Origin of the sequence: Paraprevotella clara YIT 11840 (assembly GCF_000233955.1) — a bacterium.
Lineage (GTDB): Bacteria > Bacteroidota > Bacteroidia > Bacteroidales > Bacteroidaceae > Paraprevotella > Paraprevotella clara.
Map to the genome: position 1 here is coordinate 349 of NZ_JH376692.1, position 266 is coordinate 614.

The following is a 266-nucleotide window of genomic DNA, read 5'->3' on the forward strand; positions in this document are numbered from 1 at the left end:
ATGTAAAAAACGAATCTATTTTCCTCGATTTTACAACTTTATCTATTGGTGAGTTAGAAAGTTTAATGAAGCTGAGAATTTTCAATCAAAATATAGGGGTTATACTTATAGAAAATCAAGACGACTTTTCCTCTAAAATAGAAATATTAGAAAAAATAGTATCAGATTATTATTCTGATAAGAATTTAGATGAAATAAAGACTATATTCTTTAAAACAATAGTTTCAGAACATTGCTTTTTGCCTATTATAGCTACAGACTTATAC

General features: G+C 25.2%; 1 protein-coding gene. It reads left to right on the top strand.

Annotation, left to right across the window (positions count from 1 at the left end; translation table 11 throughout):
• Window positions 1-266: hypothetical protein (locus tag HMPREF9441_RS18820; RefSeq protein WP_216593516.1), on the top strand; the 266-nt coding region annotated here is incomplete at both ends.